The sequence below is a fragment of the Robiginitalea myxolifaciens genome, assembly GCF_900115205.1.
Lineage (GTDB): Bacteria > Bacteroidota > Bacteroidia > Flavobacteriales > Flavobacteriaceae > Robiginitalea > Robiginitalea myxolifaciens.
The window spans coordinates 642,548-668,537 of the sequence record NZ_FOYQ01000002.1 but is presented as its reverse complement, the minus strand read 5'-3'; the positions used below and the strand labels follow the sequence as shown (position 1 = coordinate 668,537).

General features: G+C 48.9%; 18 protein-coding genes and 1 other RNA gene. 15 read left to right on the top strand and 4 right to left on the bottom strand.

All coding sequences use genetic code 11. The annotated features are described in order from the left end of the window. Positions 1–76: 76 nt before the first annotated feature. Genes BM318_RS10920 through BM318_RS10890 form a run of 7 tightly spaced genes read left to right on the top strand, consistent with a single transcriptional unit; the run spans position 77 to position 6,921 of the window. Entirely contained in the window at positions 77–937 is an 861-nt protein-coding gene (locus tag BM318_RS10920; RefSeq protein WP_092982638.1) for an EboA domain-containing protein, read from the top strand. A 3-nt stretch (positions 938–940) separates the two neighbouring features. Next, positions 941–1,849 carry a TatD family hydrolase gene (locus tag BM318_RS10915; protein ID WP_092982637.1) on the top strand — a complete coding sequence of 303 codons (909 nt, stop codon included), beginning with the start codon at positions 941–943 and terminating at the stop codon, positions 1,847–1,849. Between the two features lie 4 nt (positions 1,850–1,853). Further along, entirely contained in the window at positions 1,854–2,747 is an 894-nt protein-coding gene (eboC, locus tag BM318_RS10910) for a UbiA-like protein EboC (RefSeq protein ID WP_092982636.1), read from the top strand. Between the two features lie 8 nt (positions 2,748–2,755). Then, positions 2,756–3,922 carry a 3-dehydroquinate synthase gene (locus tag BM318_RS10905; RefSeq protein ID WP_092982635.1) on the top strand — a complete coding sequence of 389 codons (1,167 nt, stop codon included), beginning with the start codon at positions 2,756–2,758 and terminating at the stop codon, positions 3,920–3,922. Further along, a complete protein-coding gene (gene eboE / locus BM318_RS10900) occupies positions 3,922–5,145 on the top strand; it encodes a metabolite traffic protein EboE (protein WP_092982634.1) in 1,224 nt (407 codons plus the stop codon). The genes BM318_RS10905 and eboE overlap by 1 nt, the downstream gene beginning before the upstream one ends. Positions 5,146–5,159: 14 nt before the next feature. Continuing rightward, the gene (locus tag BM318_RS10895; RefSeq protein WP_092982633.1) at positions 5,160–6,539 is read left to right on the top strand and encodes an alkaline phosphatase family protein; all 1,380 of its coding nucleotides are present in this window, start codon (positions 5,160–5,162) and stop codon (positions 6,537–6,539) included. A 25-nt stretch (positions 6,540–6,564) separates the two neighbouring features. Next, positions 6,565–6,921, top strand: coding sequence for a transmembrane 220 family protein (locus tag BM318_RS10890; protein WP_245759812.1), 357 nt, complete (start codon positions 6,565–6,567; stop codon positions 6,919–6,921). An 11-nt stretch (positions 6,922–6,932) separates the two neighbouring features. On the opposite strand, the gene BM318_RS10885 is transcribed toward BM318_RS10890, so the two are convergent. Next, positions 6,933–8,840, bottom strand: coding sequence for a DNA polymerase III subunit gamma/tau (locus BM318_RS10885; RefSeq protein ID WP_092982632.1), 1,908 nt, complete (start codon positions 8,838–8,840; stop codon positions 6,933–6,935). A gap of 117 nt (positions 8,841–8,957) precedes the next feature. On the opposite strand from BM318_RS10885, the gene rnpB reads away from it, so the two are divergent. Then, positions 8,958–9,270: RNase P RNA component class A (gene rnpB, locus BM318_RS10880), an RNA gene on the top strand. On the opposite strand, the gene BM318_RS10875 is transcribed toward rnpB, so the two are convergent. From BM318_RS10875 to BM318_RS10865, 3 genes are read right to left on the bottom strand one after another with little or no spacing between them, the layout of a single operon-like run. Next, positions 9,267–9,785: an RsmD family RNA methyltransferase gene (locus BM318_RS10875; RefSeq protein WP_092983503.1), complete on the bottom strand. Its 519-nt coding sequence runs from the start codon at positions 9,783–9,785 to the stop codon at positions 9,267–9,269. The genes rnpB and BM318_RS10875 overlap by 4 nt on opposite strands. Continuing rightward, the gene (locus BM318_RS10870) at positions 9,785–10,618 is read right to left on the bottom strand and encodes a DUF3822 family protein (protein WP_092982631.1); all 834 of its coding nucleotides are present in this window, start codon (positions 10,616–10,618) and stop codon (positions 9,785–9,787) included. The genes BM318_RS10875 and BM318_RS10870 overlap by 1 nt, the downstream gene beginning before the upstream one ends. Then, positions 10,596–11,243, bottom strand: a complete 648-nt coding sequence (locus BM318_RS10865) for a hypothetical protein (protein WP_092982630.1) — start codon at positions 11,241–11,243, stop codon at positions 10,596–10,598. Before BM318_RS10865 ends, BM318_RS10870 begins: the two co-directional genes overlap by 23 nt. Positions 11,244–11,343: 100 nt before the next feature. On the opposite strand from BM318_RS10865, the gene BM318_RS10860 reads away from it, so the two are divergent. The 7 genes from BM318_RS10860 to BM318_RS10830 all read left to right on the top strand — a co-directional run bounded on the left by BM318_RS10860 (position 11,344) and on the right by BM318_RS10830 (position 25,982). Next, positions 11,344–12,780, top strand: a complete 1,437-nt coding sequence (locus BM318_RS10860) for an ATP-dependent DNA helicase (protein ID WP_092982629.1) — start codon at positions 11,344–11,346, stop codon at positions 12,778–12,780. A 25-nt stretch (positions 12,781–12,805) separates the two neighbouring features. Beyond that, positions 12,806–13,372 carry a DUF4126 domain-containing protein gene (locus BM318_RS10855; RefSeq protein ID WP_092982628.1) on the top strand — a complete coding sequence of 189 codons (567 nt, stop codon included), beginning with the start codon at positions 12,806–12,808 and terminating at the stop codon, positions 13,370–13,372. Positions 13,373–13,398: 26 nt separating this feature from the next. Next, positions 13,399–14,127 (top strand): 3-deoxy-manno-octulosonate cytidylyltransferase, encoded by a 729-nt coding sequence (gene kdsB, locus BM318_RS10850; RefSeq protein ID WP_262501552.1) that lies wholly within the window; start codon positions 13,399–13,401, stop codon positions 14,125–14,127. Further along, entirely contained in the window at positions 14,118–14,816 is a 699-nt protein-coding gene (locus BM318_RS10845; RefSeq protein WP_092982626.1) for an HAD family hydrolase, read from the top strand. The genes kdsB and BM318_RS10845 overlap by 10 nt, the downstream gene beginning before the upstream one ends. Positions 14,817–14,823: 7 nt before the next feature. Beyond that, positions 14,824–15,948, top strand: a complete 1,125-nt coding sequence (locus tag BM318_RS10840) for an iron-containing alcohol dehydrogenase family protein (RefSeq protein ID WP_092982625.1) — start codon at positions 14,824–14,826, stop codon at positions 15,946–15,948. 18 nt (positions 15,949–15,966) lie between these two features. Further along, positions 15,967–16,503 (top strand): 1-acyl-sn-glycerol-3-phosphate acyltransferase, encoded by a 537-nt coding sequence (locus BM318_RS10835; protein WP_092982624.1) that lies wholly within the window; start codon positions 15,967–15,969, stop codon positions 16,501–16,503. Positions 16,504–17,033: 530 nt separating this feature from the next. Continuing rightward, entirely contained in the window at positions 17,034–25,982 is an 8,949-nt protein-coding gene (locus BM318_RS10830) for a malectin domain-containing carbohydrate-binding protein (protein WP_092982623.1), read from the top strand. Positions 25,983–25,990 lie beyond the last annotated feature (8 nt).

The following is a 25,990-nucleotide window of genomic DNA, read 5'->3' as shown; positions in this document are numbered from 1 at the left end:
TGGGATTACGGATTTTAATGGTTATTTTTGCTCCTGATTTTGGGATTCGCTTGCACTTTCCGGATTAAAAAGTACTATGACTGAAAAGCTTGATTTTATTGGGGGAATACTAAAGGAAAATGGCGATGGGGATAACTGGTCCTGGCTGGAACAACAGCTTGCCGCCCTCTCTGCTGATCCTGATACCCGAAAGCTTTACATGACATACACCCTGATAGGTCGTAAATTTTCAGCTTCCGCTGTTAATTGGGAGGCTGTTAAGCCTACGGATCCCGATGCCTTTTTACCCGGATATCTCCTGATGCATAGGCCCGGGATGCGGGAATTGGCCCGTATCTATCTTTTGGTTGGGGTGCTGGAATCCAATGAAGCCTTCTATTCCGATAAAGTGGCCAAAATTATTGAGCTTGCCGACACCTCCGAACTGGTGGCCTTTTTGCGGTTTTTGCCGGTATTGCCGGGTTGCGAAGCATTCTCATTTGCAGCCGTCGAGGCCTTGCGAACCAATATCGCCACCGTATTTGATGCCATTGCCCTGGACAATCCTTACCCGGCCTGCCATTTCAATGAACAGCAATGGAATCAGATGTACCTGAAAGCTGCCTTTATGCAGCGGAACTTGGGGCGAATAACGGACATATCACATCGCGCGAACGCCTCATTAGCCCGAATAATTTCGGATTATGCCCATGAACGTTGGGCGGCTTCCCGGGATGTTGATCCGATGTTCTGGCAACCTGTCGGACAATTTCTCAATGAAGACTTACTTGGGGATATGGAGCGGTTGCTTCAAAGTGAAAACCCTGCGAAACAGCGTGCTGGATACCTGAGCTGTCTGGCTTCTGATAATCCGCAAGCCAAAAAATTGATCGCCGGGCATCCCCTGGCAAAAACATACGAAAAAGAACCTTTTACCTGGACTACTTTAAATTCCTGAAACATGAGTGAATCACTTAAATTTATCGATCCCCATATTCATATGACCTCCCGCACCACGGACGACTATGAGGCAATGGCAGCTGCAGGAGTGGTCGCGATTATCGAACCTGCATTCTGGTTGGGACAACCCCGGACACAGGTTGGTTCCTTTCAGGATTATTTCAGTAGCCTGGTAGGCTGGGAACCGTTTCGTGCGAGCCAGTTTGGGATCAAACACTACTGCACCATTGGCTTGAATTCGAAGGAAGCGAACAACGTACCGCTGGCCGAAGAGGTGATGGAACTGCTTCCGCTTTACCTTCAGAAAGACAACGTGGTGGCGGTTGGAGAAATTGGCTATGACGATCAGACTCCCGCGGAAGATCGATTTTTCCGTGCACAGTTGGATCTGGCTAAGGAATTCGGAATGACGGTACAGGTGCATACCCCGCACCGGGATAAGAAAGCCGGTACTATCAAAAGTATGGAGGTCTGTTTAGAACACGGTCTGGATCCGGCCGATGTGATCATTGATCACAATAATGAAGAAACGGTTCAGGAGGTCCTGGACCGCGGATTCTGGGCAGCTTTTACCATCTACCCTAAGACCAAAATGGGAAACAGGCGTATGGTAGAAGTAATTCGCAAATACGGAAGTGAACGCATCATCGTAGATAGCTCAGCCGACTGGGGGGTTAGTGATCCGCTTGCCGTACCTAAAACGGCTTCTTTAATGCTAAGGGAAGGAATTGATCCTTCAGATGTTCACCGTAGTTGCTATGCCAATGCGCTGGAAGCCTTTAGCCGCAATAGCAATATGAAGGAGTCGGACTGGCAGGATGCAGGTGGAATAGACCAACGCCAGCTCTTTAACGAGAATAGCGTGTTGCGCGGGCAGGAACCTCGGGTAGACTCCGATCAGATCAGTTAACAAAATGTCGCGGACCGCTGCATATATCCGGCTTTTGCGGCTGCCGAATTTACCCACTGCGGCGGCAGATGTAATTGCGGGGGCGGCGATATGCGGTTTTTTGGCGGAGGCTTCACAACTCTGGGTTGCCGAGCAGCTACTACCCTTGGTAAAGCTCATGCTAGCTTCGGTCTGCCTCTATGCAGGTGGAGTGGTCCTCAATGATTTTTTCGATGCACGGCTCGATGCCGTAGAGCGACCAGAGCGTCCCATTCCCTCCGGGGAAGCTACCCGGCGTGGAGCAGCCCTTTTAGGATTTGGATTATTGGCTTTAGGGATCTGTTTTGCTTTCTGGCAAGGTTGGTGGAGCGGAGTAATCGCATCCTTCCTGGCGGGAACAATCGTTTTTTACGATGCAGTGGCTAAAAAGGTCGAGGTCCTGGGACCACTGGCTATGGGTATTTGCAGAGGATTGAATCTATGGCTTGGGATGAGTCTGATTCCCGGTTTTGACCCTTGGCGATTCCTGTGGATCCCCGTTGTCTACATTTTTGCAGTCACCCTGGTGAGTCGGGGAGAAGTTTGGGGAGGCAGGAAATCCAGCTTAATCTTCGCGCTTGTTTTATACGCTATCGTTATTTTTGGCGTTGGTATTCTGGCAGGTACAGATACGGGTCTTTGGGCAATTTGCCTTCCTTTTCTGGCCTTTTTTGGCATATTGGTAATCCGACCGTTAATAGCGGCCATAGGAAATCCGGAACCCCTGGCTATCCGTAAGGCCGTAAAATCCGGGGTGATAGGCATTGTAGCCCTGGATGCCACCTGGGCAGCTGCCTATGGCCACTGGGTTCTCGGACTGGCTGTCCTGGGACTGATGGCGTTATCGTTTTGGATTGCCCGCCAATTTGACGTGACCTGATCTTATTTATGGAGCAGCGCATTGTAAAAAAATTTCAAGTAAGTTACCAGCACCGGTTAATGTTCACCGAGAACATATTTGGGCCGGATAATTCTTTGTTGGCCGATACCCTGGCCGAGAATACCGCCAAGTTACCGGTCAAACTACTCTTTGTGGTAGATTCCGGGGTGGCTGCAGCCTGGGAAAATTTAGCTGAAGAAATACGTGTATACTGCGGGGCATTTCCGGACCAGATTACCCATACGGAAACCCTGATTGTTCCGGGCGGAGAAGCCAGCAAAAGGACCGATGCTCACGTGAATCAAGTTGTCGATGCCATCGAACGCAATGGGATATGCCGACATTCCACCGTGATCGCCCTTGGAGGTGGTGCGGTAATTGACATGACGGGATACGCTGCAGCCATAGCGCACCGTGGTGTTCGGGTGCTGCGATTGCCAACAACTGTCCTGGCGCAAAACGACGCAGCCGTTGGGGTAAAGAATGGTATAAACGCCTACGGGAAGAAGAATTTTTTAGGCACGTTTGCTGTTCCCCAGGCCATTATAAATGACTCCCGATTTTTGACCTCTTTGGAAACCCGGGATTGGGTAGCGGGAACTGCGGAAGCGGTAAAGGTTGCCCTGATCAAAGACAGGACTTTCTTTGAATGGCTTGAGGAAAATGCTTCCGCCCTGGCTAGTCGCAATATGGAAGCTATGAACCAGCTTATTTATCGCTGCGCTGAACTACATATGGATCATATTGCCGACGGGGGAGATCCTTTTGAAAGTGGTTCTTCACGTCCCCTGGATTTCGGGCATTGGGCGGCGCACAAATGGGAGCATCTCACCGATTATTCATTGCGTCATGGGGAAGCTGTTGCCGTTGGCATGGCCCTCGATGTTGTCTATAGCCAATTAAGCGGAAGGATTGGTATTGTGGAGCGGGACCGTATACTGGCTGTCCTTGAGGCGCTAGGGTTCAATTTAAACCCTCCTGAACTTCAGAAATTCCCTCCGGAAGAAGTACTGAACGGCCTGACCGAATTTCAGGAACACCTGGGAGGATTATTGACCATTACCCTCCTCAAAGGAATCGGAGAAAAAGAGGATGTCCATGAAATGGATCGGACGTTGATTCGCGAAGCCCTCGATTACTTAAGCGCACGCGTACCTACCCAAAGCCCCGGATAATGTTTCTCGGGGATCAATTTCATATTACCTATTGTACGAACATTCATCCCGGGGAATCCTGGGAGGACACCTATACTGCCCTGAAGTCGAATCTTCCGGCAATACGTCGGGATATTGCAGCAGGAAACCCTATGGGAGTAGGCCTGCGACTCTCGGATCGTGCCAGCAGAGAACTCGGAGAGGCCGATAAGCTGGAGGAATTCAAAGCTTGGCTAACCCGGGAACAATTATATGTTTTTACACTCAACGGTTTCCCTTTTGGATCATTCCATGGGACACGTGTTAAAGACAAGGTGCACCATCCGGATTGGACACAGCCCGAACGCCTCGAATACACCCTGAGATTATTCCGCCAGTTATCGCGCCTGTTACCCGACGGAGTTGATGGAGGTATTTCTACCTCCCCAATAAGTTATCGTCATTGGTTTGAGACCGCGGAGGAGGCAGACCAGGCTTTGACCCAGGGTGCCCGGGCCATGGCCCGTGTAGCGCTGCTGCTACATGAGCTTAACAGGGATCATGGCCAGGATCTCCATTTGGATATTGAGCCGGAGCCCGACGGCCTCCTGGAAAATACGGCGGAGGTCCTGCGCTTCTTTGCTGAATTCCTGTTGCCAGAAGGTATTCCTTTGTTACAGCAAGAGCTGGGGATAACCGCAAAGGAAGCTGCAGAAGTACTTAAAAAACATATTGCCGTTTGTTACGATGTCTGCCATTTTGCCCTGGCTTTTGAAAAGCCGGAATTCGTATTTCCCCGGCTTGAAGAGGCCGGAATACGAACAGGAAAAATCCAGGTGAGCGCTGCCCTAAAGATTCGATTTCCTTCAACTAAGCGACAACAGGTGCTTACATCCCTCGAATCCTTTGATGAGCCGGTATACCTGCATCAGGTAACCCATCGTACCGATACTGGGGTGGCTACCTTTAATGATCTGCCTGCATTTAAGTCGGCCTTAGCCCAGGCATCCGAAGCGGATGGGATTTGGAATAGCGAGTTTCGCGCGCATTTCCATGTACCGATTTTTGCATCGGGATACGAAACCCTTGAGGCTACGCAAAACGAGATTGTCGAGGTGCTGGAGTACCTGAAACATCATCCTGTAACGAACCATCTGGAGGTGGAAACCTACACCTGGGAAGTACTTCCTGCAGGACTCAAGGAGAACCTGCAGAAGAGTATCGTGAGGGAACTACACTGGTTAAAAGCGCAATTGCAATCTTAAACGATCCGGGAATCATGAATAAAACCGTTGTCATCAATGTGGTGGGCCTTACCAGGAGGCTGATTGGCGATGCCACACCCAGGATCAAAGCTTTTCTGGAGGCCGGTGACGCTGCGGATATAGCCCCCGTCCTTCCAGGTGTAACCTGCACCGCACAATCGACCTACCTAACGGGTAAATTACCGAAAGACCACGGAATTGTTGGAAACGGGTGGTACTTCAAAACCGAATGTGAGGTAAAATTCTGGAGACAGTCTAACCGTTTAGTCCAGGGCCGGAAAATTTGGGAAGTACTTAAAGAAAAAGACCCGGCATTTACCTGTGCCAACATGTTCTGGTGGTACAATATGTATTCCACAGTCGATTACAGCGTTACCCCAAGACCTAATTATCTGGCGGATGGACGCAAGATTCCGGATTCTTATAGCTTTCCTCCGGAGTTGCGCGATGAATTGCAGGATGCGCTGGGACAATTCCCCCTCTTTCATTTCTGGGGGCCTAAGACTACCATTCGTTCATCGCAGTGGATAGCCGACGCCAGTGTCGCCACCGATCGTAAGTACGATCCGACACTAACGTTGATCTACCTGCCGCACCTGGATTACAACTTGCAGCGGTACGGACTTGATTTTTCCAGGATTTCCAAGGACCTGTCCGAAATTGATCAGGTGGTAGGGGGACTTATCGATCATTATCAGCATGCAGGGGTACGAATTATTCTCTTATCTGAATATGGCATCACAGACGTAGATCGCCCGGTTCACCTGAACCGCGTTTTTCGAAAGCTGGGCTGGCTGGGAATACGCAGAGAACGCGGGCTGGAGTTACTCGATGCCGGGGCTAGCGAGGTGTTTGCCGTAGCCGACCACCAGATAGCCCATATTTACCTGAAAGATCCGTCTAAGACCGAGGAAGTTCGCAAAATTTTGGAAGAGGTTCCCGGAGTAGGGGAAGTCCTTTCTGGAGATGGAATCCGTGAGGCGGGCCTGGCGCATTCCCGTTGCGGGGATCTGGTGGCCGTAGCCGATGAGCGCTCCTGGTTTACCTATTACTATTGGGAAGACGATGCTGTAGCTCCGGATTTTGCGCGCACTGTGGATATCCATAAGAAACCGGGATATGACCCGGTTGAACTATTTACGGACCCTGCAGATCCGTTGGTTATTCCGAAAGTGGCCTTGAAATTACTGCGCAAAAAGATGGGGTTCAGGACGGTTATGGACCTTATTCCCCTGAAGGCAGAACTTGTCCGCGGTTCGCATGGCCGGATTCCCGAGGATTCTTTGGATTATCCTATCTTTATAACAAATCAGAAGCTTCCGGAACTAACAACCTTCCGGGCTCAGGATGTATACGATCTAATTCTGAAAACCGTATCCGAATCGGTTGATTAACCAATATTGAATAAACAAACGCCCCATGCAATCATTCTTTAAAATCCTTTCCTGGTTAATGGTCCTGTTATTCGCCTGGGCCGCTTACGTGCAGATAAACGATCCCGATAGTTTCATGTGGATACTGATTTATGGGATTGCAGCCCTGGGTTCCCTGCTCTTTGCCCTGGGAAAATTACCTTATTGGGTAAGCTTACTTCTGGGAATTGCTTTTTTGGTAGGGGCTTTTATGTTCTGGCCGGAGACCTACGAAGGAGTGGGTGTTGGCGACATGGAAATGAAAACGACCAATGTCGAAAGGGGACGGGAATCCCTTGGCCTGGGTATTGCTGCGCTTGTTTTCCTGATCTTTAGCTGGAGAATCCGCGTTACTACCAAGTAGCATTCCTGAGCTTAGAGCTCCAGATCAAAAGTCTTTCTGAGTAAATCAATTGCCGGATTCTTTTCCCGGAGTTTTTCGTATTTCTCCTGTGGGGTAAAGGCAAATTGCTTGGCAACCTCTTCGTTGACCGTAATTTTCAGGTTCAGCCCGTAGTGGTTCAATTTCTTGCGAAGGAAACGCATAAGGTCTTGTTGCTCGCGTTCAACCTCCTTCTTCATGGTAGAATTTGGGAGCTCGATCCAGATGACGTCATCTCCCTTGAGTTTAGGGGAATCGGCATTCAGGTTGGAGGCGAGGATCTTCCGGCCTTTTCGCTCCACTTTGGCGATATAGGCCTCCCAGTACTTTAAGAGCTCTTCTTCTTCCACTGGGTCCTTAGGCAGATCCACTTCTTCAGAAGTAACCTCCATTTTGCGCGCCTGATGGGCCTTGCGCTCCCGGAGCCCGGACAGGGAAAGGCCGGAGACTTGTTTACGGGTAGTAGGAACAACCGCAGGCTTCTCCCGGGCTACGTCGGCTTGCATTACTTCCGGCCTGGCCGCAATGGGTTCTGATGGTGTGCTATTGACGGCCGTCACTTCGGCTGATGCTGTGGGTTCCTCCGATGTTACAGCTGCTGATGCTGTGGGTTCCGCTGATGTCACCGCTGCTGTTGCTGTGTGAGCCACCGGCTGGGACTCAGCTTCCTGGACTTCGATTCCGGGATTTGCCAAATCCTGCACCGGGGGGCTGGTCGGAGCTACTTCAGTGGATGAAGGGGTAGACGGGGTAGAAGGGCTTGCTGGTTTGTGGGTAAAGCTGGAAGCGGGGAGGATCTCGATTTTTTCACTCAGGAAATGGTCTTCACCGGGCTTTTTTTTTTCGGCAGCGCTCAGGGACGCCAATTTCATCAGGCAGAGTTCTACCAGGAGGCGTTGGTTCTTACTGGACTTATAGTCCAGGCCACATTGATTGGCCAGGTCTGTGGCTCGAATAAGAAAGGAATCCGAGCACATTTTGGCTTGCTGCCGATAGTTGTCACGGGTTTGTTCGGTGACCTCCAGGATTTCTACCGTTTTATCGTGGCGGCAAACCATGAGATTTCTGAAGTGAGAGGCCAGACCGGCAATATAGTGTTGTCCCTCGAACCCCTGAGACAGGATTTCGTTGAAATAGACGAGTAAGCCGGGAATATCCTCCTGAAGGATGAGCTCGGTAGTTCTGAAGTACACTTCGATATCCAGGAGGTTGAGGTTTTCTGCCACAGCTTTCCGGGTAAGCTGCTTCCCGGCAAAACTAACCACGCGATCAAAGATCGATAGGGCGTCCCGCATGGCTCCGTCGGCTTTCTGGGCAATCATCATCAACGCTTCCTCCTCGGCTTCGATCCCTTGTTCCCTGGCGATATACTGCAAATATTCCGCAGCGTCACTAGCCGTTATTCTCCGAAAATCAAAGATTTGACAGCGGGAAAGGATAGTGGGGATTATCTTGTGCTTTTCTGTAGTAGCCAGGATAAAGATGGCGTGCTTGGGGGGCTCTTCCAGGGTCTTCAAAAAGGCATTGAAAGCATTCTGGGAAAGCATGTGTACCTCGTCGATGATGTACACCTTGTACTTCCCAACCTGCGGTGGTATGCGCACCTGATCAATCAGATTGCGAATATCATCGACCGAATTATTGGAAGCGGCATCCAATTCAAAGATGTTGAATGCAAAATCTTCGCCTTCCTGGTGTGTTCCGTCTTCGTTTATTTTCTTGGCCAGAATCCGGGCACAGGTAGTTTTTCCAACACCCCGTGGGCCGCAGAATAACAGTGCCTGAGCGAGGTGATCATTCTCGATGGCATTGTTGAGTGTCTGCGTAATAGCCTGCTGCCCCACAACATCTTTAAACTGTTGCGGGCGGTACTTTCGTGCAGAAACGATAAATGGCTCCATAGACTCCGGCGGATCACTGAGTTTGATCACTTACAAATATACATATCCAGGGTATTTTTCAGGCCTCTGCAGGCGGTGCTCAGCCGCTTTTTATCAACAATTCGGACTATCTTTGCCCCAGCAGGCCGGTCTGTCGCTCCGGAGTAATTCGGGGAGGAAAGTCCGGACACCACAGTGCAGTATAGCGGGTAACGCCCGTCCGTCGAAAGGCGAGGACCAGTGCAACAGAAAGTATGTACAGTTCGGCTGTAGTGAAATCGGTAAACTCTATGCGGTGAAACACCATGTAGGCCAGCGTTTAAGGGCTGCACGTCCAAGCTGGCGGGTAGGTGGATAGAACTTCGGAGCAATTCGAAGTCCAGATAAATGACAGGCACTCCGGGGCTTTGGTCCCGGGGCTACAGAATCCGGCTTACGGCCTGCTTTTTATAAATCAAAAAAACTGAATGCGCTTCCTCCGTATCGCCTTACTTCCCGGAAGCCATTAAGGTGTTCCAGGTTTACTTCCTTGGTGTGTTCTATGACTACCAGGCATTGCTCCCCGGCTGCCGCTACAAGTTCTTCCAGGGATTCGGGAGTAATATTATAAGGCGGATCGGCAAATACTAAATCGTAATGGGCCCGGGATCGTTGACGAAAGGATTCTGCCTTAGCCCGCAAGGCAACAATAGGCATATCCAGCGCGGAAGCCGTTTTCTTGATGAAAGCCACACAAGCAGGATGGGCGTCCACAGCAGTAATATCCGAACAACCCCTGCTGGCGAACTCATAGCTGATATTTCCGGTGCCTGCATAAAGATCGAGTACACGAATAGCCGAGAAGTCCAATTCGTTGGAAAGGATATTGAATAAGGCTTCTTTGGCGCGGTCGGTGGTCGGTCTTACCGGCAGGTTTTTCGGCGCTGCGATTCGCCTCCCTTTATGTATTCCTGAAATAATACGGATCAAAGCGAGCCGATTAAGGTAAAATCGATGGATTCGTCCGAGGTATTCAACGGGAATTGCTGCTCCGAAGGCAGGAAAACGGACAGGTGGTCAATATAGGAGGAGGCCAGCTCATAGATAGGGTCACCTTCTTCAGGTTCCCCCAAAAGCCGCAACTTCACTTCCTCCGTCGCAATATTGAGTTGCTCGAGGGCAAAGAGCAAGTAATACATGAAGTCTTCCGGAGTCTGGCAGAAGAAACTATTAAAGTAATGCAGTTTTTTATTCCGGAATATAGCCAGGTCTAACTGGGCCTCTGACAGATGTGCAAAGCAAACGGTACCCTGCGCACTGCTGGGTAACTTCTGGAGGGTTTCCAAAAGCACGGTTCCTGAATGCTTGAATTCGAATTCCCCGAATTCGTCAAAAAGGTAGTTGTTTACATTGGTAAAAGGAACGTAAACATTTGCCGCTTCAAGGCCTTCTACCCAATCGTATTCGAGGTGGTCCGTAGGATAGATCTTGGCATTGAATTTCAGGTAATGGCTCAGTTGATGCTCATCGAAAAAAGCCTGGGGCACCAGGCTAAACAATGAATTCCTGTGAATGGCAACGACTTCGGAATAAGAATACTCCAGGACCCCTTCCTCACGCATATGATCGCGCAGTTCCTTCTGCAGGTCGTACGGGCTAATTTCTTTTGGGAAGCGAACGCGAAAGCTATGGGATAACTCCTGGGCAATAGTGTCGAGCACACAAAAAGAAAGTCCATTCAGACCAACCTGAATGGACAATTTATGATAAGCGTTGTCCTCGTTTCCCGAGTCCTCCTTATTGATCTTCTTTTTTGTCATAGATCGGCGGCCAGTTACCGCTTGTACTTACTTTCGAAAGTGATCCCACCTTAATTTCTGATCCGTTTACCTCTTCCACGCTAACCTGGGCGTTTTCACGGGCAACCAAATCTTCCGGCTGATCAGACAGCAATACCTTCTTTTCGACCTTAGCTTCGAAAACAGGAGCGCGATAGCCACTTTGCTCCAGGAAATCTGCTTTCATGGTAAAGGTTTCTCCGTCGGCACCTGGCACGTCCATCAGGTTCTTATAACGATCGCTGTTTTTGAAGAGGGAGTCTTTGACAGATACGAAACCAAGGGTATCGATAATCTTTACTTCGCGCAGCAAATCGATTCCGTAGGTTTGATCGAATTCCATGTAAGAGGAATCCCGTTGTGTGGTAATAACGTATTGACCCGTATCGACAAATCGGATCAGGCTTTCAAAATTCCCGGCATAGCTGCCGTTTACGGATTTGTAAGCCTCCTGGGCGTTACGGATATCCTTCAGCTTGTCAATAACCTTGGAAAAACGCTCTTGCTTAACCTCGGCAAATTCAATAGGTCCGGTAACGGAACGATAAATAAGGTATCCGAGTACAATGCAAATAATCCATAAAAGTATCTGAAGTCCGGTTTTCATTTTCGCAGTCTTAGTTTTGAATAGTGGTTCTCACAAATCTACAATTTTTTTTGAATCGCGAAAGGTTTTGGCTCAAAAAGCTCAGTATCTTTGAAGCTTCATGAAACCCCTTAATTCCAGCGATTTTTACGGGTTATTGTGCGGGAAATTTCCGCATACACCAACTCCAAAACAGGATCGTGCCCTGCGGATGCTTTCGACCTTTCTGCTGCAGGGGGCAAACAATGAAGTATTTCTTTTAAAGGGATTTGCGGGTACCGGGAAGACCACTTTGCTGGGAACCCTCATCACCAACCTGTGGCATACAAAGAAGAAAGCAGTACTCCTCGCCCCAACGGGTCGGGCGGCGAAGGTAATGTCTAACTACACGGGCACACAGGCGCTGACCATCCACAAGCAGATTTACTTCCCCAAAAAGCAGCGGGGGGGAGGGGTAAAGTTCACCCTGTCGCCCAACCGGAATCGGAATACCGTATTTATTGTCGATGAGGCTTCAATGATCCCGGATAGCCCTGTGGGGAGTTCCGATCAGCAGACCGCCTTACTGGACGACCTGATGACCTACGTTTATTCGGGTTTTAAATGCCAGTTAATCCTCATCGGGGACACCGCCCAGCTTCCTCCCGTAAAGCTCAGCCTGAGTCCTGCCCTTCAGGCTTCCACCCTGGAACTCAACTACGGAAAATCTGTAGTGGAATGGGAACTCGACGAAGTGGTGCGTCAATCCGAGGATTCCGGGATCCTGATGAATGCAACCAGTCTCCGCGAGGCCCTCGATACTGATCCTCCCGGACCATTTCGCTTCCACCTGAACGACTTCCCGGATATCGTGCGCTTAACCGATGGTTATGAGATCCAGGATGCCATCAACGGGGCATTTGATCAGAGTGGAAAGGAGGAAACCGCCATTATTGTCCGCTCTAACAAGCGGGCGAACAAGTACAATGAAAATATCCGAAGTCGGTTGTTATTTCTGGAGCAGGAGATTGCTCCGGGAGACTACATGATGGTGGTCAAGAATAATTACTTCTGGATCAAAAGTAGCTCCGAGGCTGGTTTCATCGCAAACGGGGACATCCTGGAAGTTCTGGAAATTTTTGCCATCAAGGAACTTTACGGTTTTCGATTCGCAGAAGTAAAGGTCAGGATGGTCGATTATCCGCGGATGGCTCCTTTTGAAACGGTTTTGCTTTTGGATACAATAGCTTCAGAATCGGCTTCCCTGAGTTATGAGGAAGGGAATAAGCTCTACCAGGCCGTCATGGAAGACTATGAGCACGAAACCTCTTCCTATCGCAAGTTTATGGGAGTTAAAAACAATCCCTTTTTCAATGCGCTGCAGGTGAAATTCTCCTACGCCATCACCTGTCATAAAAGCCAGGGTGGGCAATGGGAAACGGTGTTTGTGGAGCAGCCATATCTGTCGGGCCCGCCAGATCGCGAGTACTATCGCTGGCTCTACACCGCAGTTACCCGGGCGCGAAAGACCCTGTACCTTATTGGATTCAAAACCGATTTTTTTCTGGAAGACGAATAGCTTAAATTAGGGGAAACGCACTACCATGACCTCCGAGACCATAATCAGTATTTTTCTGGGAATAGGACTTGCCGCCTCTGTAGGATTCCGGGTATTCCTGCCCTTATTTGCGCTCAGCCTGGCGGCCTATAATGGTCTTTGGGATTTAAACGAGAACTGGGAATGGATCGGTAGTATGGCAGCCGTGATAACCCTTGGGGTGGCCTCCCTGGTTGAACTTTTCGCCTATTTTATCCCCTGGGTAGATAATTTGCTGGATTCGGTGGCCGTACCCCTGGCCGCGCTAGCGGGAACGGCAGCCATGGTCTCTACCGTTGCCGGATTGGACCCGATGGTTACCTGGTCCCTGGCCATTATTGCCGGAGGTGGAACCGCAACAGCCATCAAAGGAGCATCGGCAGGCGGCCGATTGGCATCCTCCGTAACCACAGGCGGCCTGGCAAATCCTGCCATCGCCACGGTAGAAACCGGAACGGCTACCGTTTTGAGTCTGGCTTCGATACTGGCCCCTGCATTTGCCATAATCATGGTGATCCTGGTACTCGTCCTGGTGTTCCGGATTTACCGAAAATTGAGGCCCCGCCGTAAATAGGCAGAAAGTGTACCTTTGTCCCTGAAATGAAAGCTATCGCAATGATTCCGGCCCGCTATGCGGCCTCCAGATTTCCCGGCAAACTCCTGCAGGATCTCGGAGGGAAACCCGTAATTGTGCGCACTTTTGAGGCTACCCTGGCCACAGGTCTTTTCGATGAGGTTATTGTGGTTACAGACCATGAGGAAATTCAAAAAGCCATAACTGGTGTTGGAGGATCTGTTATTATGAGCAAGGGCCAACACGAGACCGGAAGTGATCGGATTGCGGAAGCCGTAGAAGACCTGGAGGTCGATGTTGTGGTCAATGTTCAGGGCGATGAGCCATTTACCGAAACCGAAAGCCTATCCAAATTGCTGGATGTATTTCGCAAAGACACTGAAGGGGAAGTAGACCTGGCCTCTTTGATGACTCCTATTACCGATCCGGAGGAAATCAAAAACCCCAATACCGTAAAGGTGATCACCGATCAACGTGGGTTCGCATTGTATTTTTCGCGAGCACCTATACCTTATCCCAGAGCCTCGGACATAGTCGCTAAATACTTTAAACACAAGGGAGTTTATGCATTTCGAAAATCGGCATTGATGGATTTTCGAAAGCTTCCCATAGGCCCCCTTGAGGCCGCTGAAAAAATTGAGGCAATTCGTTATCTGGAATACGGGAAACGCATTAGTATGGTAGAGACCCGGGTCACCGGGATTGAAATCGATACCCCGGAAGACCTGGAACGAGCAAAGGCAGCATGGCAATAGACTATTCCAATATCACCACCATAGGCTTCGATGCCGATGATACCCTCTGGGTAAACGAAACCTATTTTCGGGAAGCGGAGGAGGAGTTTGGCCGTTTGCTCGAGGATTACGAAACGAGAAATACGGTAGATCAGGAGTTGTTTAAAATGGAAATGCGCAACCTGAAGCTTTACGGCTACGGGATAAAGGGCTTTGTGCTTTCCATGATTGAATCTGCCCTGGAGCTGAGTGGCAACAAGGTGAGTACTCAGGTGCTCAATCGCATACTTGAAATTGGAAAAGAAATGATCGAGCACCCATTGGAATTGCTCGATGGGGTAGAGGAAGTGCTGCGGTCCCTTCATGGAAGATACCGACTTTTGGTTCTTACCAAAGGCGATCTGCTGGATCAGGAACGGAAATTAGAAAAATCAGGACTGCTCGATTATTTCCACCACGTGGAAGTGCTCAGTGACAAGAAGCCCGGGAATTACCTGAGGCTGTTGGAACACCTGGAAATTCCTCCTGCGGAGTTTTTAATGGTAGGGAATTCCCTGCGCTCGGATGTTCTACCTTTAGAAGAGATAGGGGCCAAGGCGGTGCATGTGCCGTTTCACACTACCTGGGCCCATGAAGAAGTAGACCCTGCGTCGCATTCCAATGGTCACCTTACCCTTGGGAAGCTCACAGAACTATTGAATTACGTTTAAGACCAGAATGAGTTTGAAAGAAAATCCAAGGCAGCTGAAATCCTCAGAGAATCGGGGTACCTACAGGAATTTCCCGATGGTCCCCAGGGTGGTTTATGGAGCAGGTAGCCTGGATCAACTGGGTGATATCCTCATGCCCCGAAGAAAACATGCTGAGGCTCCTGTAATATTTCTGGTAGACGACATTTTTGAGAATAGCCCCTTGATGCAACGTATTCCGGCTATTTTTGAGGATCAGATTATCTTCATTTCGGCCGACGAAGAGCCCAAAACAGTTCAGGTCGATGCCCTCAGGGATCGTATCCAGAACGATTTTGAATACAAGCCATCGGGGGTGGTAGGCATCGGCGGGGGAACACTACTCGATCTGGCCAAGGCCGTTGCACTCATGCTGAACAACCCGGGAACCTCGGCGCAATATCAGGGCTGGGATCTGATCCGCCAGCCGGGGATCTATCATGTAGGCATACCCACCTTAAGTGGGACGGGGGCCGAAGTTTCCCGGACCACAGTACTCTCAGGTCCGGAGCGTAAACTGGGAATTAACTCGGATTATACCCCATTTGATCAGGTTGTACTCGATCCTGAACTTACCCGTGGGGTTCCTAAGGACCAATGGTTTTACACGGGTATGGACTGTTATATTCACTGTATTGAGTCCTTAAACGGGACATACCTCAATGCGTTCAGCCAGAGTTATGGGGAAAAAGCACTTAGTCTTTGCCATGAAGTCTTTCTCGGAGATCTACCGGAAACCGAACAACAAGAGAAACTAATGATGGCTTCCTGGCATGGCGGGATGAGTATTGCTTATTCGCAGGTGGGAATCGCGCATGCGTTGAGTTATGGACTTTCCCACGTACTGGGAATACCTCATGGGCTTGGGAATTGCCTGGTGTTTCAACATCTTGAACCCTATTATAGCGCGGGAGTCGCCGACTTCATGCGGATGATGGAGCTTCATCAGGTTTGCCTCCCTAAAGGAATATGCGCCGGTATCAGCGAAGGAGAGATGGATACAATGATCCGGGTTGCTATGGACATGGCCCCGCTTTGGGAAAATGCGCTCGGCAAAGAATGGCGGTCTAAAATTGATGCGGAAACTCTGGAAGCTATATATCGTAAAATATAGTTCCAAAGCGATCCGGCAATGCGTAAATTCTCCTCATTTCTCTTTCATAAAGTATTCGGCTGGAAATTCGTAGGTCATTTTCCAGACTTAAAGAAATGCGTGGTTGCCGTGGTGCCGCACACCCACTGGATTGATTTCCCGCTGGGACTGGTTGTGCGTTCTATCCTGGGTATTGAGATTAATTACGTCGGAAAGAAAAGCCTTTTTGATTCTCCTTTTGGTTGGTTTTTCCGATGGACCGGAGGCGCACCCGTAGATCGCGGTAAGCGCAGTGATACCGTAAAGGCTGTTGCAGACATCTTTGCCTCCCGTAAGGTTTTCCGCCTGGCATTAGCTCCGGAAGGTACGCGCAAGAAAGTTGAGAAATGGCGGAGCGGATTCTACTATATCGCCCTTGAGGCAAAGGTGCCTATTGTCTTTGTTGCATTCGATTTTGGCAAGAAGCAAGTGAAATTTTCAGAACCCCAGCAACCTACCGGTGATTTCGACATAGACTACCCGGATTATCTCAAATTCTACGATGGTGTAGTGGGGTATATTGCGGAGCGATCTTGAAGTAAGACTTTTCTTCCACCTTTCGTAATATCTGTAAAATAAGGGCTTTTCAGACCATGTAAAAGAAATGGTTAAACGTTGGCCGGATTTTCAATCTTGTTTCATGGTGCCTTGTATTTCTTTAAACACCCATGTGTCGTTTATCGAGGATTTAGGATTTTTATCGATAAACGGTTGCAGCTTGTCGAATCTTCATACCATTAGTATTAGTTTAACATTTGAATATCGGAGCCCTGCTCTGGATTCCTTGTCAGACTCATGACAAGACAATTTTTTTCCCCCGTAATTATTTTGGAAGTCGCCCCACTCTTACTTCCGAACATAGCTTTGTATGCTGTGTGCACAATGAGCACTAAAGCGTATGGAGAAATTTTACTCGAAGAATCCTTCCGGTTTTTTCCGTTTGGCTTCTGCCTTCCGTCTACGGATTTCTGAAAAACAATTGGTTTTCATCAGGGATGTGATGCGTGGGTATGCTTTAGGTGTTCCAACCAAAAAATTGCATACAAACCCCACAAACCTCAACCCTAATGGAAGTATTAGTACGCCTATGTCAAGCATTCTATGACGTACGAACCCGGATTTCCGGACCAACCAAGCTTCAGACAATTCCAGTCGAAGATCATGTGAGAAACCCTAAGAAGGTTCCACCAAGAAGAATTCCAAAAACCTTGCTGACCCTTTTGGGCGCACTTTTCCTTTTTGGAGGAGGCGCTACCTTGGAGGCGCAAACGGGACCTGATTTCATTATCACCCCAGCAAATGCTACGGTAGATGTCAATGAGCAATTTTCTGTAACCGTTCAGATTGTTTCTAATGGGTTCTCTTACAATAGCGCCAATGCGAATATTTCTTTTGATGAAACCAAATTGCAGGTTCAAGGTGTAACAAAAGCTGGACCGTTAGATCTTAATGGACCTATTGCCGAGCAATTTGATAATACCGCTGGAAACGTAAGACATGGAGCGGGAATCCAGAATACATTTATCTCAACTCCAGTTGTGGATTTTCTGGTTATAGATTTCATTGCTACAGAGGCAGGGGTAGTGAACCTGGAATTTTTTGATTTCGACCAATTCTCAGCTACTCAGATTATTGGGTCGTCGTTCGCGAACATTCTTGACGCTGCGACTGGAGCAACCATTACCATTGGTAACCCTCCGGTAGCGGACTTTACCATAGTGCCGAATCCGGCAGAGGTTAACGAAGTGGTTCAATTTACAAGTACCTCGACCGATATTGACGGAACAATAGACAATTACGAATGGGACTTTGGCGATGGGAGTCCCGTGGTGAGTGGGATGTCGGAATCGGCACCAACCCACACTTATTCTGCGCCGAACACTTACACGGTAAGCCTAACCGTAACAGACAATGATGGCTTCACTTCCACAGAAATGAAAAATATAACTGTGGAAGAAGTCATGGTAACATTATTTGATATAACCGCTTCTTCAGGTCCCGGCGGGTCCATTAGTCCGGATGGTACTGTCCAGGTTATGGACGGTGGCAGTCAATTATTCACCTTTACACCAGACCCCGGCTTTGAGGTTGCCGAGGTTTTGGTAAATGGTAGCCCGGTTGCGATTGCCGGCTCTTATGAATTTACGAATGTTACTTCTGCTCAGAGCATTAGTGTTTCCTTTGAAGAGATACCACCGTTTCAGGTTTGTATTGCCTCAGGTAATGTGGACTTGGTCGCTTTTGGGCGTGATTTTATTGGGGATCTAAATAATGCACCTCCGACGGTCTCAGAATTTTCCCGAACCAATGGTAAAGCATTTAAGAATTATAGCGGTTCAATTGGAGGTACAGCTTCAGGATCTCCTGAAGAATTGCTATTTCAAAAGGAAATTTATGGCGGTGCCGGGGGCACCAATCCGGCCTTCACCTATGAAATTCCAGTAGAAAATGGAACTTATCAAGTCGATTTATACTTTGCTGAGGTATTTCATCCGAGTTCTGGGGGCCGTGTTTTTGACGTTTTCCTGGAAGACGAATTAAATCCAATTCTCGATGAATATGACTTAGTTGACCCAGTTAAGGATGGGCTCAATTCGAACCAAACCGCCATTATCAGAACTTACAACGTTACAGTTACTGACGGTTCGCTCACCCTTCAAATTGGTCCTGCTAGTGTAGATAATGGAAAGCTTTCTGGTATTTGCGTGACAGCAAGTCCAGGAGCAAACCTGCACCCAATAACCAACATCGGAGATTTGACTGTTGCCGTGGGTGAGCCCGCAATGGCACCGGTGAATGTGAGTGATCCGGAATCAGATCCGCTGACGGTAACCTTAAATGGGTTGCCTGCCAGCCTAAGTTATAATCCGGCTACCGGGCAAATCGAAGGAACCCCATTGATTGGGGATATCGGTACTTATACCGTAAACGCTATTATTAGTGATGGAACCAGCTCACCAGTAACTGAGCAATTTACCCTTACCGTAGATCCGCCTGAAGGCGATGATCCGCCAGCGATTGATTCAATAGACGACGTATTTGCCAATGAGGGTGAGTTAATAAGTATTCCAATTGTTGTTACCGACGATTTTAATCCTGCTGCGAGTATCGAAATATTTGATATCAGTAAAGGAGGAACAAATCCTTTTACCCCCACCGAACTCGAAGCCGTGGGAACTTTAAACGACAATGGGGGAGGGAGCTATACATTTGAGTGGACTCCGGCAGTAGGATCAGGTAGATCCTACTGGGCTGTAGTAACCGCCAATGATGGGGTTAATCTGCCACAGACTGAAAGCTTCAGGATCAATGTCTCGCAACCTTTGCCAGGAGTCATACTGGCCAGGACTTTCTTCAACCCGGATCCGTGGTACGGGGGTAATCCCGATGCCACTGCCGGCTTTACTGTAGCCATTGAGGCCACTGCAGCCCAAAACATTGGTTGGATAGACAGTGGTGAATTCGTAGACTATTGGATTAATGTTCCAACCGCAGGTGCATATGATGTAAGAGTCAAAGCTGCCAAAGGCTCAGCGGGAACAACCATAGTTGATTTCCAGGAAAACAATGGGGTATTCACGAGTATTGGAAATGTTTCAGTACCTCAAAGTCCAACACCTGATAGATGGCAAAATTACTTCAATCAGACTGGGTCTGTAGTCTTCACAAATGCAGGACCTCAAGTACTTCGATTGAGTTTCAATGGAGGAGCTAACATCGAAGAGATTGAATTCACTGCTTCTTTTGACCCCTTCTTCACTGCGGAGTTAGAAGATCAACAGAATTTGGAGGGCGAGACCCCGATGGGTCTTTCCGTAACAGCGACAGATCCAGATGGTGGAGTCGTTACCTATAGCGATAACGGAACCCTTCCTCCTGGTCTTTCGATTGACCCTACCACGGGTGCGATCAGTGGGACCATTGATGTTGGTGCCGCTGCCAATAGCCCGTATGCGGTAACGATCACGGTTACCGACGATGAGATGGACACGGGAACAACGACCTTTAACTGGACCATTCTGGAGGTAATCTCGACTCCTATTTGTGTAAATGTGGGGAACGAGGCCGATGTGACTGCTTTTGGCCGTTCTTTCGGAAACGACGATCCTTTTGTTACTGACTTCCAGGCCAACTTCAATACAACCAATCCTATTTCCGGTACGCTGCCGGGTAGTGGAGAAGAAATGATGTTTCAGAGCGAAAAGAATGCCTCCGCGGCTTCCGGAACGCTCAGTTTTGCTTTCCCAACCGGGAATGGTGAATTTACCGTGGAGCTCTATATGGCTGAAATCTATGTAGGAGCTCCAGGAGGCGGTTCTGGATTGGGAACCGGTGATCGGCTGTTCGATATCGACGTCGAAGGCACCACAGAAACAGGAGTAGACTTGTTCGATACCTACGGCACCCTACAAGGTGTTACCAAAACGTTTGCCGTAACGGTTTCCGATGGTATTCTGAATATTGATTTATCGGCACAGGTAGATCGCGCTAAACTCAGCGGTATTTGTATTACGCCAACAGCCGATTTTGTGCCCAATGCAGCGCCTACCCTGGAAATTGCAGAATGGACGCCTGTAATTGACTGTGAAGGGGATGGTGAGGATATCACCCTTATGGCCAGTGCCAGTGATACAGAACAAGGCGATCTCAGCTCTATTATCGTATGGAGAAACGGCTTGGGAGAGGTAGTCGAAACAGGAGCTACCTTAAACCTTACAGCTTTTACCGGTTCAGATACCTTTACCGCGGAAGTAGTAGATGCAACGCCTTCCATGGCTTCAGAATCTATTTTGATCGACGTGGATAATGCTGATCCTGTCCTGGCCGATGTCCTGGCCAATCCAGCAGGTGGTGTTGACGGTACCATAGTGACGCTCTCGGCAACTGCCTCAGACGAGGAAGATGGTGATATCACTGCTAATATCGTTTGGACTTCTGACCTGGACGGTTCGCTGGGTAGTGGAGGAAGTGTAATGGCGACCCTTTCGATTGGCGTACACACCATTACGGCCAGTATCACCGATGCCTGCGGGGTTGAAATTACAGAAGAAATAACTGTGGAAATCGTCGACGACTTAGCTCCGGTTGTAGTAATAACCGGACCTACCGATATTAATGTTTCTCGAGGCGTACCGATTGCGTTCTCCGGAACAGCAAATGACGATGTCGATGGGGATATCTCAGCGAATCTTTCCTGGTTTACCGATGATACCCAAGAAACGATTGCTCCTGGTGGTACCGGGGCTAATAAGGATATCACTTTTGTTCGTCCGGGATCAACTGAGGTTAACGCCGAGGTTACTGACTCCAATGGACAAACCGGCTCAGATACGTTTACCGTAAATGTAAGCGCCCCTGAGGTCACATTTATTGCGCCTGTTGAGAGTGAAGAATTAACAAGCCTCACCGTAAATGTAGAGGTTGATCCTACCGATGTACTCTTCGGTAATGCCGAGCATTTCCACTTTTACATCAATCCAGCCAATGTTGGAGCTCCTGATAGTAATACCCGTATTAGTTCTGCGTTAACAGGTGCTTTCAAGATTAGCGATACCCAATTCGTTTTCGATGAGAACAGTGGAGCGCTTGCGGCAAATGGAGCTGGGAATGGAATTGTTGAAGGATTTAACACGATAGTTGTAGTTGTTGCAGACCAATTCCACCAGGAATTTCCAAATGCAGAGGCAACCGCCCTGGTAACCTTTACTGTTGATTTACCTGATCTGACAGATCCTATGGCGATGTGTCAAGATATCCAAGTAGCGCTAGGTGCTGATGGATCGGTAACGATCTTGCCTTCGGAAATCGACGGTGGATCTACCGATGATGAAGGAATTGCCAGCCTGTCCCTGGATATTGATACATTCACTGGAGTAAATCTGGGAGAAAACGAAGTAACACTTACTGTTACTGATACCAGCGGAAATACGGATAGTTGTGTTGCAACGGTAACAGTTGTTGATAATACCAATCCGGTCGCCTCGTGTATCACGGATGAAATCAACATTAACCTTGGACCGGACGGCATGGCAACCCTTGATGCCGCGTCAGTAGATGGTGGTTCTTCGGATAACGATGGCATTGCTTCCATCAGTGTCTTCCCGAATACATTCGATTGCAGCTCTCTTGGGACCCAGACGGTTACTTTGACTGTTATGGATAATGCAGGGAATATGGATACCTGTACAACTACGGTGACCGTAAATGACGTCACCGCGCCAGTGGTAACCTGTGAAGCTGACATTAATCTAAGTAGTCCCTCCGGAGTCTCGCTGGGCGTGGATATTACTCCTCCATCTGTGATGGATGAATGTGATTCCAGCCCTACCCTGACTGGGGTTGCAACCAGACCGGATATGACCACGTTTAATTTGACGGATCAGCCTGCGAATTATGTATTCCCAACCGGAAGTACGAAGATCGTATGGACTTCGATGGATGCTTATGGAAATACAGGTACATGTACGCAATTTGTGAACATTGCCTTTACGCCATCTACGGCAAGCCAGATAACCGCGTTTAGTGTAAACGGGGTAGACGGAGATATCGTTGGAACTGATATTACAGTATTACTTCCTTTCGGTACCCCACTTACTGCTCTTGAGCCAAGTGTAACTATCTCAGAATTCGCCAGCGTAGTTCCAAATTCAGGAACCGCCGAAGACTTCTCTGCTGGTCCTGTTCCCTACACAGTTACTGCTCAAGACAATACAAGTCAAACCGTTTATTCAGTAACCATTAATGCACAACCCGATGCTGATGCTGGTCCTGACCAGATCGTAGTTGATCTCGACGGAAATGGTACGGAAGCGGTAACGCTCGATGGTTCTGCAAGTAGTGATGAAGGGAGTATTGTTAGCTATGTATGGACCATTGGCACCACGGAAATAGCAACGGGCGCTTCACCTGTATTCGCTTTTGCTCAGGGTGTGAATAATGTCACTTTAACCGTGACAGACAATCTTGGAGCAACAGCAACCGATACAGTAGTTATCACAGTTAATCCAGATAATGGTACGCCTACCATCGAATGTCCTGAATTGATAGCAGCTTTAGATGCAGATGCCAATTGTACTGCTCAATTGCCAGACTTTACCGGTTCGGTGACCGCTGGTGACGACCTGGATCCAAACCCAGTAGTAACGCAGTCTCCGGTAGCTGGTAGCCTGGTTGCAGATGGCGACTTGATTACCCTCACCGTTACAGATGCCACTGGAAATTCCGCCAGTTGTTCTTTCAATATTTCAGTTATCGACAACCTGGCACCGGTAGTTCAGAATCCACCAGCAATGACCCTGGATTTGAAGTGTGCCAGTGAGGTGCCGGCTGCGGCAATGCTCACAGCACTCGATAATTGCGATGGATCCCTGATGGAGATGCCTTCTGATGACCTGACTCCGGGCGCTACGGCCAATGAATTTACCATTGAGCGTACCTGGACGTTTACGGATACAGCTGGTAACAGCACATCCTTTGTGCAGACAATCAATGTTGACGATGATGTGGATCCTGAATTCCTCGTATGCCTTGGAGCCCAAACGGTTGTTGGGGATGAGGACGGATTTGCTACCCTTGCTAATTATGTTCCGCAGGTATCTGCTACGGACAATTGTGGCGGAGTTCCTGTGTTGGTTCAAAGCCCGGCACCTGGAACTATTATCAGCGGCGCCAATACGGTTACCATTACGGCAACCGATGAGGCTGGCAACAACATGACTTGTTCCTTCGATGTCAGCGTCGACGATCCGACTCCGGATCCCTTGGAGATTGTGGAATTCATACTGGTAGATGCCGATGACAATGTAGACCTGTTCACCATTACCGATGGTATGTTGATCGATGTGAACAGTCTGCCGACAGCAAATCTTAACATTCGCGCGGTTGAAGGACCAACCACAGAAAGTGTTGTGATGCAAATCAGTGGACCGCTCAATAAGTCGCAGACAGAAAGTTTTGCTCCTTATGCACTTTATGGCGATGCCGCAGGAAATTATAATGCCCAGGTATTCCCCCTTGGAACCTATAACCTCACAGGAACTGCGTATACAGGAAATGGCGGCACCGGAACTCCGGGCGCCCCAGGAAATGTAACCTTCACATTCACCGATGTGAATCCTGCATGTGTCGATTTCGATGCTGTCCTTGCGGACAGCGGAGATCCGACTTCATGTGGCGGTGACGAAGGTTTTGCGCAGATAAATGTGAGTGGATCGGATAGCGCAGTTTCCTACTCCTGGAGTCATGATAACTCCCTGAGTGGTTCTGTGGCCGAAGGACTGGAAGCTGGAAGTTATACGGTTACCGTTACCAATGAGGATGGATGTCTCGACATCGTTTCCTTTACCCTGAGCGATCCGGCAGGACCCACTGTTACACTGGCTCCTTTTGCCAATGTACTGGATACCGATGCCACTTTCGCCCTTAGCGGTGGAAGTCCGGCAGGGGGAACATACAGTGGTCCGGGTGTCTCCGGGGGTAACTTCAACCCGGCCATTGGAGCGGGTACTTACCCGATAACCTATACTTATGCAGATGGTAATGGTTGTTCCGGAAGTGCAACTCGGAATATTACGGTTACTTCGGAATTGGGGAATGCAGTTCTGATTGTACTGGATGCCACCACGGACACCGAGTTATTCGCCCTTACTGACGGCTTGGTGATTTATAAGTCCGACATTGGAAATACCCCATTGGGTGTTATCTACAATGCAGATCTGAATCCAGGTGGAGTAAACTTTAAGCTCACCGGCCCGATTAATGAGATGCGTTCCGAAGGACCTGCACCGCACTCGCTCTTTGGAGATATTGGAGTGGATATCCAGGGGAAAGTATTCCCTGTGGGTAACTATACCCTAATTGCCAATGCAGTTAGTCCGGCTGGAATTGACATTACTGTGAATTTCTCAATAGTGGATCAGGATCCACAGTGTATCGGATTTGATGCAGCCCTGGCCAGCAAAACCAATCCAACCACCTGCTCAGGAACGGATGGAAGCATTATGGTTTCGGTCAGCGGAGGTGCAACTCCCTACAGTTATTCCTGGAGTCATAATGCCGGCTTGGATAGCCCAACGGCCAGTGGACTGGCAGCGGGTAACTATAGCGTTACCGTTACAGATGCTAACGGATGTACCGATACAGTAACCACAAGTATCAGTAATCCTGCAGCGCCTGTAGTTACGCTTGCCAATTTCGCACCCGTGCTGGAATCAGACGCACCCTTTATGCTCACTGGTGGAAGCCCGGCAGGAGGAGTCTATTCCGGAACCGGAGTCTCCGGAGGCATGTTCAATCCCGGAGTGGGTCCAGGAACCTATACCATCACCTATTCCTATACCGATGGTACTACAGGTTGCTCGGCTTCAGCTTCCAAGAATATCACAGTGACTTCAGAATTGGGAGAAGCAGTCCTGATAGTGTTAGACGCCACTACGGATACGGAGTTATTTGCGCTTACCGACGGTATGGTGATCTTCAAGGACGACATTGGAAATACCCCACTGGGTGTTATTTACAATGCGAGTCTGAATCCAAATGGTGTATTCTTTAACCTCAGCGGGCCAATAAACGAGAATCGTTCAGAAGGACCAGCACCGCACTCCCTCTTCGGGGATATCGGAGTGGATATTCAGGGGAAACCATTCCCAATCGGGAATTATACCCTTACGGCTAATGCCATTAGCCCGTCCGCTCCGGATGTGACGGTAAACTTCTCCGTAGTAGCGGGAAGTGGCGCAGCCAGGGAGGCAGTATCCAAAATGCTTCCAATGACCGCCTCGCCAACGCCTGCCGATGTTGAGGTTAGTATTTCCTTTGATGTACCCACGCGTATTGAGACCTTCCAGATCTTCGATACTTCCGGGAAGCTGGTGAAAACCGTACGGGCTGCCCAGGGTACTAACCTGAGGACTTACGACCTAAGGGTGCTCGAATTGCCCTCCGGTATGTACTATGTACGCACCAAGGACGATGAAGGCAACTCCTATCAGGAAGCGATTCTAATAAGTAGATATTAAAATATAAA

What these genes read in the sequence shown, in the direction of transcription:
- BM318_RS10920 (WP_092982638.1), top strand. Translation starts at nt 77, where the DNA reads ATGACTGAAAAGCTTGATTTTATTGGGGGAATACTAAAGGAAAATGGC.
- BM318_RS10915 (WP_092982637.1), top strand. Translation starts at nt 941, where the DNA reads ATGAGTGAATCACTTAAATTTATCGATCCCCATATTCATATGACCTCC.
- eboC (WP_092982636.1), top strand. Translation starts at nt 1,854, where the DNA reads ATGTCGCGGACCGCTGCATATATCCGGCTTTTGCGGCTGCCGAATTTA.
- BM318_RS10905 (WP_092982635.1), top strand. Translation starts at nt 2,756, where the DNA reads ATGGAGCAGCGCATTGTAAAAAAATTTCAAGTAAGTTACCAGCACCGG.
- eboE (WP_092982634.1), top strand. Translation starts at nt 3,922, where the DNA reads ATGTTTCTCGGGGATCAATTTCATATTACCTATTGTACGAACATTCAT.
- BM318_RS10895 (WP_092982633.1), top strand. Translation starts at nt 5,160, where the DNA reads ATGAATAAAACCGTTGTCATCAATGTGGTGGGCCTTACCAGGAGGCTG.
- BM318_RS10890 (WP_245759812.1), top strand. Translation starts at nt 6,565, where the DNA reads ATGCAATCATTCTTTAAAATCCTTTCCTGGTTAATGGTCCTGTTATTC.
- BM318_RS10885 (WP_092982632.1), bottom strand. Translation starts at nt 8,840, where the DNA reads ATGGAGCCATTTATCGTTTCTGCACGAAAGTACCGCCCGCAACAGTTT.
- BM318_RS10870 (WP_092982631.1), bottom strand. Translation starts at nt 10,618, where the DNA reads ATGACAAAAAAGAAGATCAATAAGGAGGACTCGGGAAACGAGGACAAC.
- BM318_RS10865 (WP_092982630.1), bottom strand. Translation starts at nt 11,243, where the DNA reads ATGAAAACCGGACTTCAGATACTTTTATGGATTATTTGCATTGTACTC.
- BM318_RS10860 (WP_092982629.1), top strand. Translation starts at nt 11,344, where the DNA reads ATGAAACCCCTTAATTCCAGCGATTTTTACGGGTTATTGTGCGGGAAA.
- BM318_RS10855 (WP_092982628.1), top strand. Translation starts at nt 12,806, where the DNA reads ATGACCTCCGAGACCATAATCAGTATTTTTCTGGGAATAGGACTTGCC.
- kdsB (WP_262501552.1), top strand. Translation starts at nt 13,399, where the DNA reads ATGAAAGCTATCGCAATGATTCCGGCCCGCTATGCGGCCTCCAGATTT.
- BM318_RS10845 (WP_092982626.1), top strand. Translation starts at nt 14,118, where the DNA reads ATGGCAATAGACTATTCCAATATCACCACCATAGGCTTCGATGCCGAT.
- BM318_RS10840 (WP_092982625.1), top strand. Translation starts at nt 14,824, where the DNA reads ATGAGTTTGAAAGAAAATCCAAGGCAGCTGAAATCCTCAGAGAATCGG.
- BM318_RS10835 (WP_092982624.1), top strand. Translation starts at nt 15,967, where the DNA reads ATGCGTAAATTCTCCTCATTTCTCTTTCATAAAGTATTCGGCTGGAAA.
- BM318_RS10830 (WP_092982623.1), top strand. Translation starts at nt 17,034, where the DNA reads ATGGAAGTATTAGTACGCCTATGTCAAGCATTCTATGACGTACGAACC.